Below are 8,596 nucleotides of genomic sequence, written 5' to 3'. Positions count from 1 at the left end.
CCACCCCTGGAAGTACTCGACGAGTCCCTTTCATCCCAAGCAGCCGCTTAGGCTACGCCCATAAGGCGACTGTCCGGAATCACCGTGGCACCTCACATCAGATCGCGCTGCCAGCACAGAACAGTATCCGGCCGGATGAGAAGCCACAGCCGGTGCAGGACCTCGCGCGGCAACGAGGTCAGGAGCGCGGCGAGAAAGGCCCGGTCCTCGGCGGCGAATCTCACCCGGGTGCCGGCACCGAGCTGCCGTTCAAGGACAGTGATCTGGTGGCGCAGAGCGAGAATCTCGGCGTCCTTGTCCCGATCGCCCATGGGCAGCAACCGCAGCGCGGTAAATGCGTTGGTAACAGCGAGGTAGGCCAGGCGAAGGAGCACGGCCGATCATCATGCCACACGTGCTTTCCCTCTCCTGACGGCCAGAGCTCACGCACACCACGCAAAGCCCCACCTGGTCATGACCTGGGCGGACATAAATATCGGCAGGCGCAGAGCCGTGATGTCATGAGGCCGACATGCGAAGGCGGGGATACACGGCGGTGGGCGGCGAGTGTCAGAGATCGCGAAAGAGTTCGGAATGTCGCTTATCTGGATCCCGAACCACCGAACGTGCCGGGCGGCCGCAAGGCGCGGCTCAGCCTCTTGAGAGGATTCCCCAGGAACGCGAGGGAACGCCAGGCGCTCGCGAGTCTCTCGATGGCCGGGTTTCCATGGCATCGGGCGCGAATCATCTGTGCTCGGACATCTCATCCAGATCCGATACGAACGTAGATCAAGTATCCTGGCAGGCGGCCGCCTGGCCATCGATATCCACATTCATGGTGCGCCCCCACAGATCATCGACCCGTAGGATAACGCAGTTGCAGTTTCGCGTGCTGGGCCGGTAGAGCTATGGCGCGATGGACATGCGATCACAGTCAGCGGCGAACAGCACCCTCTGCTGCCGGTGTTGGTCATGAACGCCAGGCAGGCCGTCTCCCAAGATCGGCTGCTGACCGCGTTAATGTGACCTGCGCGCCTGTACGACCCTGCTGGTTAACTCGGATTTGCCAGTCTGCTTCCTTTCATGATCGAGACGAGCAACCTGACCAAATCGTTCGTTGTCGTGACCGTATTCGGGACATCAAGAGTCGTGTGCAACCGCTGATTCTCAGCGGTTGCACACTGAGGTGATCTCAGCGAAATAGTTCGGGCGATTGGGATTTCTTGGACGCCGTCCGTGGCGTTCCGGGCCTTTCGGGAGGAGTCGCCGAAGGCCGGAAGCAGACGTGGAGCCTCCGGTAGAAGAGCTCTCACCACAAGAAATCCCAGCCTCCGGAAGGCCCCACGTGATTGCTCATCGTGCCACGCTCGACGTCTCCCGCGCACTCGTTCAGTACGTCGCGCTGCTCCTGCACGAAGAACGCCGACTGCGTGGCACCCCACAAGGTAGCCGGGCCTTGAGCCCGTTCCGGCAAGCGGTCATGGTGGTGCGCTGGTTCCGCGGCGAGCACGACGTTCCCAAGCTCGGCCGTGACCATCGCATCTCCCGGGCCACCGCCTACCGCTACATCCACGAAGGCATCGGAGTTCTCGCAACTCAAGCACCTGATCTGCACCAAGCCCTCGACCGCGCCCAAGCCGAGGGACTGGCGTACGTGATCCTCGACGGCACCCTGACCCCCATCGATCGCTGCGCCGAGCAGACCGTCAGCGTCAAGGGCGAACCCATCGACGCCTGGTACTCCGGCAAGGCCCGCCGGCACGCCGGCAACCTCCAAGCACTATCGTCACCAAACGGACTGCCCTTGTGGATCGCCGAGGTCGAACCCGGCTCCGTCCACGACCTCACCGCCGCCCGCGCACAGGCGCTGGGCGCACTGTACGCCGCAGCCGCCCAGGGCCTGCCCACCCTCGCCGACAGCGGCTACGACGGCGCCGGAATCGGCATTCACACACCGATCAAGCAGCCAGAAGGCAACCAGATCCTCAGCCCGGACAACCGCACCTACAACAGGCTCCTACGCGCCCTGCGCTGTCTCGGCGAACGCGGATTCGCCCTGCTCAAAGGCCGCTGGCGGACCCTCCAGCACATCACCCTCAGCCCCAGCAGAATCGGCGACATCACCCGCGCAGCGCTTGTCCTCACCCATTTCGAGCACAACCACCTACCAACTATTCGCTGAGATCACGTCACTGAGTTGTTGTCAGTAACTGAAGATCACGTTGTGTGATGCTGACATGGTCCAGTTGTGCTCCTGGTTGAGCAGGACGAGCGCCGTCTGGACGATCTTCCCGATGCGCCAGGGGTCGAGGCTTACCCGGCGTAGGGCCTTGAACGTGATGGTGAGCAGGGCGTTCGCCCGCTCGCCGATACCGCGCAGGCCTCGGAGCAGCTTGTTGTAGGTGTGCTCGTCATGGCCGAGCTTGGGCTGACCAGCCCTTCTTCTTGATGGGGACGCGTACGACGTCGGCGGCGCCTTTGTAGCCCAGGTCGGCCAGGGCCGGAAGTGCGGACCGGACGGCGGTCAAAGTGGCGATGATCCCGTGCCGGCGGGCGCAGGTCATGTCGTGCTCTCGGCCGGGCCGGACGTCGGACACCCATAGCGGCCAGCCGTCCGGCGCGGAGATGACCTGTACGTTCCCGCCGTGGTGCTTGTGCTTGCCCGACCACCACAGGTCCGCGCCGTTGGGTCCGGGGGTGCTGACCCGGTCGGTGGCGATCACGATGCCGTCGAGATTGACGTGCGTCAGGCCCGTCTTCTTGGCGTCGTCCAGGACGTGGCGCAGGTCGGGCGCCATGGCGGCGAGGACGTCGATGCCCTCGTGGAGGTAGCGGTAGGCGGTCGCGCGGCTGATGCCGTGATCGATCGCGAGTTGCTTGATGCGGGTGTTGTCGCAGAACCAGCGCAGGATGAGAACGGCCTGGGTGAAGCAGGTGATCGCCCGGCGGCCCTGGCGGGTACCCCGGCGGCGGCGTTCCTCGTGCAGCAGAGCGGCTAGGAACAGCACGGTCTCCCGCTGGATGCTCAAGGTCGCGGTGTATGTGACACTTGTGGGCACGTGAAGCCTCTGGTTCGGAAGTTGATCTCTAGACAAGACCACTTCTATCAGGGGCTTTACGCTTTCCTGCCGCCAGAGGGCCAGGGGCGTCGAGGGTTGATGACGACTACGCACCGTTCCTGATCGTTACAGACAATGGCTCACTGGCGTCGTCATCCGTCCGCACGCCCTTTGAGACTCGCCGCTCTGCGCTCAAGCTTTCTGGCGAACTCCGCCCAGGCGGCGGCGCTCTCCTCGGCCGCTTGGCAGACCAGATCCACGCAGTGCTCGGGAACCGCTTCGATTAGCTGTTCCCGATCCGGCGTGAGTGCGACATTCATGCTGAGCACGCGCAGGAGGAGCCGGCCGCGCTCCCCTGACCGCAGAGCCGGATCCTTGATCAGAGTGTGCAATGGCGATATACGACGCCGGTCACATCCCGGTCTAGGTGGTTGAGCGGAGCGTGACTCGGACGCGGTCTCTGGGAGAGGAGCGACAGGCTGCTTCTGAGGGGCCGCGTCAGGTCGCGCATCAGCGGACCGTGCTGAGCTCGGCAGCGGACCTTCCCCACGCTCGAGACGATCGCGGACGTCTCGGACGGTGCCCGGCGAGATCCCTGCCTGTTTCGCGATCCGCCGGAGCGTGGCATGCGGCTCTTTTGCCATCAGCTCAGCCGCGCGGATGCGACCCGCAGAACTGTCCAGCGGACGGATGCGGCCGTCGTTCCCTAGCCGTGCCGCTGGCTGAGCGCTCCCAGAGAATGCGGAACGACGGATGTCACTCACCGTTCGGGCGGACAGTCCTGCGACCTTGGCGACCATCCTGTCGGACCAGTGCGGGTGTGACCGGACGATCCGGTCGGCGGCCGCTGCGCGATCGGCAACAGACAGCGGCAGGCCGTGTGCGACATTCTCCCTGACAGCGATCGTAAAGGCATCGAGCTCATCGCCATCGAAGAACCGCACGCATATGTTCTTGTCCCCGCGCAACACCGCTGCCCGCAGCCGGTGCATTCCGTCTACGACCCGCATGGTGGGCCGGTGCACGATTAACGGTGGCAGCCTGGTTTCCAGGCCAGCAAGCAGTCGTACATGCTGCAGGTCCTCCCCCAAGGTCCGTGGTGTATCCGCCGGGAGCAGCGCATGGACGGGCACTGTCTCGACTTCCGAAAGGCTGGAGCGGTAGTTCTCATCCAGTGCTTCTTCCCGGGTGCGGGTCACGTGGGACGAGGCGGTTGTTCCGTTCCCGTTAACCAAGATGATTTCCCATCTGGCGAGGCCTTTTGCTTCCCGTCCTGCACTGAGCCGGCCGATTAGCCCTCTGTGAACTTCACCGGCTTGCGCTTCTGTTGTGCAGGGGTTCCCCTGAACCATGCCGGATCGCGCTCTCCAATTTGTCTCTCCAGCTGTCTCGATCTTGTCCTGCTTGGTCTGTAGCCTTCCTCGCGCACCCCGAACGGTTCCGTGGCATGCGCCCCTACCCGCCGTCGCTGCCCGCCAGGGTATGGATCAACAGGCCACCCACGACCCTTCAGACCAATACCTCACCACAAACCACAAAAGTAGCCTGATGTCTCATTCGGTTTGACAGGCACCGGCAGACCGGGTGCCCTCAGACTGATGGATCTTGATGGTCTGGCGCTTGAAGATCGGTGTCCAACCGTGCGCCCAGCGCGCTGGGTGTCTCGGCCAGGTGCTTACGGACAGTGCGAGTCAGGTGCGAGTGGTCAGCGAAGCCGTACGCGGCGGCCAACTCGGCGAGCGGAGTCCCGCCGTCCGCCAGCCGCTCCAGGACGCCTCGCACTCTCAGATCGTTGCGGTATTCACTGATCGTATGGCCGGTCATGCGCCGGAAGATCCTGCCCAGATGCTTGGGAGAGGCGCCGACCAGCCGGGCAAGGTCCTCGACGTTGTCGTTGAGGTGTCCGCTGTTGAGCGCCTCTTGCACTGCCTGGGCCAGGCGGCGGTGCGCCACCCGAGTTGCGGGCAGCGCGCCCTGCCCACTGCGTTCGGTCCGGGGCGGTAGGGCGGCCAGCAGATCTCGTAGCCGCTCGCCCAACTCCAGACTGTCGCCTCTGCGGCGGCAGGCCGCGATCACCTCACGATGGCGTAGGTCGAGCAGCGACGTAATGGAAAGCATCCACCCCGAAACGCCTGCCACGTAATCGTCGTAGGCCTGCGGGCTCATCTGAATCCTGTGGGGCTCATAAATAGGATGCGGTATCTGACCCGCCGGTTCTCGGGTGGTGTCAGCCGGTCACCTGATCAGCTGGCGATCCGGTACTCGTTGATGAGGCCGCCGAGGATGGATCTGCCGTGGACTCGATGGTTGGCCAGGTCGATGGGGGTTGGCGGTCTGGTTTCGGCTTGCGATGGGGCCAACTGCCTGATGCCGCGGTGGGGCCGTGCCGTGTTGTAGTGCTCCAGGTAGCGGGTGAGGGTTCGGCGTAGATGGCGCTCGTTGAGGATGAGCGTACTGTCCAGGAGTTCGCGGCGTAGGGTGCCGATGATCCTTTCGCAGTGCGCGTTCGCTTTCGGGGCCTGCGGTGGACTCTTGATGACCCGCAGACCAGCGTCGACGAAGACCGCGTCGAAGGCATCGGTGAACTGGCCGCCCCGGTCTCGAATCAGGAACCTCCGCTTCGTTATATCGGTGTCCATGAGGAAGTTCCGGGCGGCCTGGGCGGTCCACGGGCCGGTAGGGTTGGCGGTGACGCCGAGCAGGTGGGCACGGCGACTGCCGTGTTCGAGCATGATCAGGGCGTAGAGGCGTTCGAGGCTGGCAGTGTCCACATGCAAGAAGTCAACGGCGACGATGTGCTCGGCCTGAGCGGTTAGGAACTGCTTCCACGTCGGCCCGCTGCGGCGCGGAGCGGGGTCGATCCCCGCCTGGTTCAAGATGTTCCACACGGTAGAAAGTGCGATCTTGTGGCCGAGGCGGGTCAGTTCGCCATGGATGCGGCGGTGGCCCCACCTCGGATTCTCCGCCGCCAGGCGCAGGATGAGTGCCTTGACCGCAGCCGCCGTTGGTGGCCGTCCGGGACGGCGAGGTTTGCTGTAGTCCCACTTCTTCGCCACGAGGTTGCGGTGCCAGGCCAGCCACGTGGCCGGGGTTATCGGGAAGATCCTCTCCCAGTGGGAGCGGGGTATCAGGTGCGAGAGTGCCGCCAACCACAGGCGATCGGCCGGCTCGTAACGCACCCGCGGGACCTGACGGCGTAGGACCGCGTTCTGATGTCGAAGCACCAACAGTTCCGCCTCCTTGGAGACGCTCCTTCGTAGCAGCAGCGCGGGCAAAGACAGCAGGCGCCGGCGACGGCGTACACCGTAGACAGGATCACGAATCATGATCCCAGGCGATCGGACCAGTCACTCGGTGCCGCTGAGCCCTTCCGCTCATCGGACGAAGGGTTCTGCGCTGGAGGTGATTCGAGTAATTGAGCCCCACAGGTTCGCCCAGCTCACCGATGGTGCGTGATCGTCTTTAGGTAGAGGGCGCTGGCACGGCGGGCCGATTTCGCGGAGTCGGGTGGCGTAGGTGATCTGGCCATTCCGCAAGCCCTTGCCTACCTGCCGTCGGCCTTTACGCGTTGTCCTTAGGGCCTGATTTGTGTGAGCAGGACGATGACTTAGAGCCTGCTGACGAAGGCTTACTAAGGAGAAACTGGGCTACTGGACCGTAGCTCGGTCACTGAGGTGATCTCAGCGAAATAATTCGGATGATTGGGATTTCTTGGACGCCGCTGGTGGCGTACCGGGCCTTTCGGGAGGAGTTGCCGAAGCGGAACTTGTCAAGCTGAGTGAGACACGGTTGCGTTAGTTGTTCTGTACTTGTTTCTCCCGTTTGTCGGGATCGTTGATCCATGCCTTGGCCGGGATCGTCGGCGGGGCCGGCTTCTTGCGGAACCGGCCTGGATTGGCCGCGTAGGCGGCCTGGAGAGTGGCGGCACGCTGCTCGCGGATCTCAGCGGCGGTGCCGAAATGCACCGAGGCCGGGGTATGCAGCCCGATCCCGGAGTGACGATGCTCGTGGTTGTAGTAGGCGAAGAACGCCTCACAGAACACGTGGGCGTCGGCGAGGCCGCCGAACCGCTCAGGGAAGGCCGGACAGTACTTCAGCGTCTTGAACGCCGCCTCGGAGTAGGGGTTGTCGTTACTCACCTTGGGCCGGGAATGGGACCGGGTGATCTGCAGCTCCGCCAGCAGCGCGGCGACATCGCCGGACGTCATCGAGGTGCCCCGGTCGGCGTGCACGACGTGTGGCCTGCCGCCGTTACGCGCCACCGTGGTGGCGATGAAGTCGGCGGCCAACTCGGCGCTTTCCCGGTGCTCGACCCGCCAGCCGACCACGTATCGCGAGTAGATGTCGATCATCACGTACAGGTCGTAGGTGATGCCCGGCCGAGGCCCTTTGAGTTTGGTGATGTCCCAGGTGAACACCTGGCCGGGTCCGTCGGCGACCAACTCGGGAATCGTTCGGGACGGGTGACGGGCCTGGGCGCGCCGCTCCCGAACGCCGTCCTCGACGCGCAGCAGCCGGTACATGGTGGAGATCGAGCACAGATAGACACCCTCATCCAGCAGGGTCGCCCACACCTGCGCAGGTGCCTTGTCGGCGAACCGGTAGGAGTTGAGCCTCTCCAGCACCTCGTGCCGCTCGGCAGGCGACAGCGCGTTCGGCGGGGCCGGTCGCAGCGCGGGCGGACGATCGAGCCGGGGCTTGGGGTTGCGTCTGCGATACAGCGTCGCCCGTGCGATCCCGGTCAGCTCGCAGGCGTTCTTGACGTCCAGCACCTGCTCCAGCTGCTCGAACGCCTCGGTGATCACTCGGTCGGCTTCGGCGGCCTGCCCGGGGTGTCCACCTCCTCCGACAGCAGTTCCAAGAGCTCGTGTGCTTTTCCCAGAATGGTCAGCGCCTTCTTCGTCTTGGCCAGCTCCGCGGCGAGCTTCTCGTTCTCCCGCCGTAGCCGCTCCGCTTCCTTCTCGGCCGGGCTCTTGGCGTCCTTACACACGGGCGGCTTGGGTTCCAGCGCCTTCAGCGCCCCATGGTCACGAGCCAGACGCCAGTCCAGGATGTGCGTGGAGTACAGGCCCTCACGGCGGAGCAACGCGCCCTTGGCGCCCGACTCGGTCAGCGCGTCGTACTCGGCCACGATCCGCAGCTTGTACTCCGCGCTGAACTTCCGCCGCTTGGGCCGCTCAGCCCGCGGCCCCTCCGGCTCCGAACTCACAGCCACATCATCACGTACACCGACACCCAGGTCGGCAACAGTCAAGGTCACGATCCTCAAAGGTCCTGTCTCGCCCTACTAAGCATCAGAAGGGTACTTCCTCCTCATGTCTCACTAGAGCCTGCCAAAGAGGGAAGGCCGGAAACAGACGTGGAGCCCCCGGTAGAAGAGCTCTCACCACAAGAAACCCGATCAGCCGGAAGGCTCCACGTGATTGCTCATCGTGCCACGCTCGACGTCTCCCACGCACTCGTTCACTACGTCGCCCGACTCCTGCAGGAAGAACGCCGACTACGCGGCACTCCGAAAGACAGCCGGGCCCTGACCCCGTTCCGCCAGGCGGTCATGG

7 protein-coding genes and 1 pseudogene are annotated in these 8,596 nt (G+C 64.3%); 1 reads left to right on the top strand and 7 read right to left on the bottom strand.

Annotated features, from left to right (window positions below):
• Positions 1 to 92: 92 nt before the first annotated feature.
• Positions 93 to 374 (bottom strand): hypothetical protein, encoded by a 282-nt coding sequence (locus tag ABZ911_RS42520; RefSeq protein WP_358070202.1) that lies wholly within the window; start codon positions 372 to 374, stop codon positions 93 to 95.
• 950 nt (positions 375 to 1,324) lie between these two features.
• Here ABZ911_RS42520 and ABZ911_RS42515 point away from each other — a divergent pair.
• Positions 1,325 to 2,161 carry a transposase family protein gene (locus tag ABZ911_RS42515; RefSeq protein WP_358070199.1) on the top strand — a complete coding sequence of 279 codons (837 nt, stop codon included), beginning with the start codon at positions 1,325 to 1,327 and terminating at the stop codon, positions 2,159 to 2,161.
• Between the two features lie 21 nt (positions 2,162 to 2,182).
• Here the strand turns inward: ABZ911_RS42515 and ABZ911_RS42510 are convergent.
• From ABZ911_RS42510 to ABZ911_RS42485, 6 genes and pseudogenes are all read right to left on the bottom strand, one after another.
• Positions 2,183 to 3,038 (bottom strand): annotated as a pseudogene (locus ABZ911_RS42510) (transposase family protein).
• A 152-nt stretch (positions 3,039 to 3,190) separates the two neighbouring features.
• Entirely contained in the window at positions 3,191 to 4,237 is a 1,047-nt protein-coding gene (locus ABZ911_RS42505) for a streptomycin biosynthesis regulator (RefSeq protein ID WP_358070196.1), read from the bottom strand.
• Positions 4,238 to 4,628: 391 nt separating this feature from the next.
• Positions 4,629 to 5,204 carry a helix-turn-helix transcriptional regulator gene (locus ABZ911_RS42500; protein ID WP_358070193.1) on the bottom strand — a complete coding sequence of 192 codons (576 nt, stop codon included), beginning with the start codon at positions 5,202 to 5,204 and terminating at the stop codon, positions 4,629 to 4,631.
• Positions 5,205 to 5,281: 77 nt separating this feature from the next.
• Positions 5,282 to 6,364, bottom strand: coding sequence for an integrase core domain-containing protein (locus ABZ911_RS42495; RefSeq protein ID WP_358070190.1), 1,083 nt, complete (start codon positions 6,362 to 6,364; stop codon positions 5,282 to 5,284).
• Positions 6,365 to 6,832: 468 nt separating this feature from the next.
• On the bottom strand, positions 6,833 to 7,843 hold the full coding sequence (locus ABZ911_RS42490; protein WP_358070187.1) for an IS3 family transposase: 1,011 nt from the start codon (positions 7,841 to 7,843) through the stop codon (positions 6,833 to 6,835).
• Complete coding sequence (locus ABZ911_RS42485; RefSeq protein ID WP_358070184.1) at positions 7,840 to 8,247, bottom strand: hypothetical protein; 408 nt, start codon at positions 8,245 to 8,247, stop codon at positions 7,840 to 7,842. Before ABZ911_RS42485 ends, ABZ911_RS42490 begins: the two co-directional genes overlap by 4 nt.
• Positions 8,248 to 8,596: the final 349 nt, after the last annotated feature.

It is taken from the genome of Nonomuraea sp. NPDC046570 (assembly GCF_040645915.1).
In the GTDB taxonomy this organism is placed as follows: Bacteria; Actinomycetota; Actinomycetes; order Streptosporangiales; family Streptosporangiaceae; genus Nonomuraea.
The sequence above is the reverse complement of the archived record's forward strand: the minus strand, read 5'-3'. Positions and strand labels throughout refer to the sequence as shown.

Excerpts from the sequence above, each read along its gene's own strand:
- ABZ911_RS42500 (WP_358070193.1), bottom strand. The coding sequence starts at position 5,204 with ATGAGCCCGCAGGCCTACGACGATTACGTGGCAGGCGTTTCGGGGTGG.
- ABZ911_RS42495 (WP_358070190.1), bottom strand. The coding sequence starts at position 6,364 with ATGATTCGTGATCCTGTCTACGGTGTACGCCGTCGCCGGCGCCTGCTG.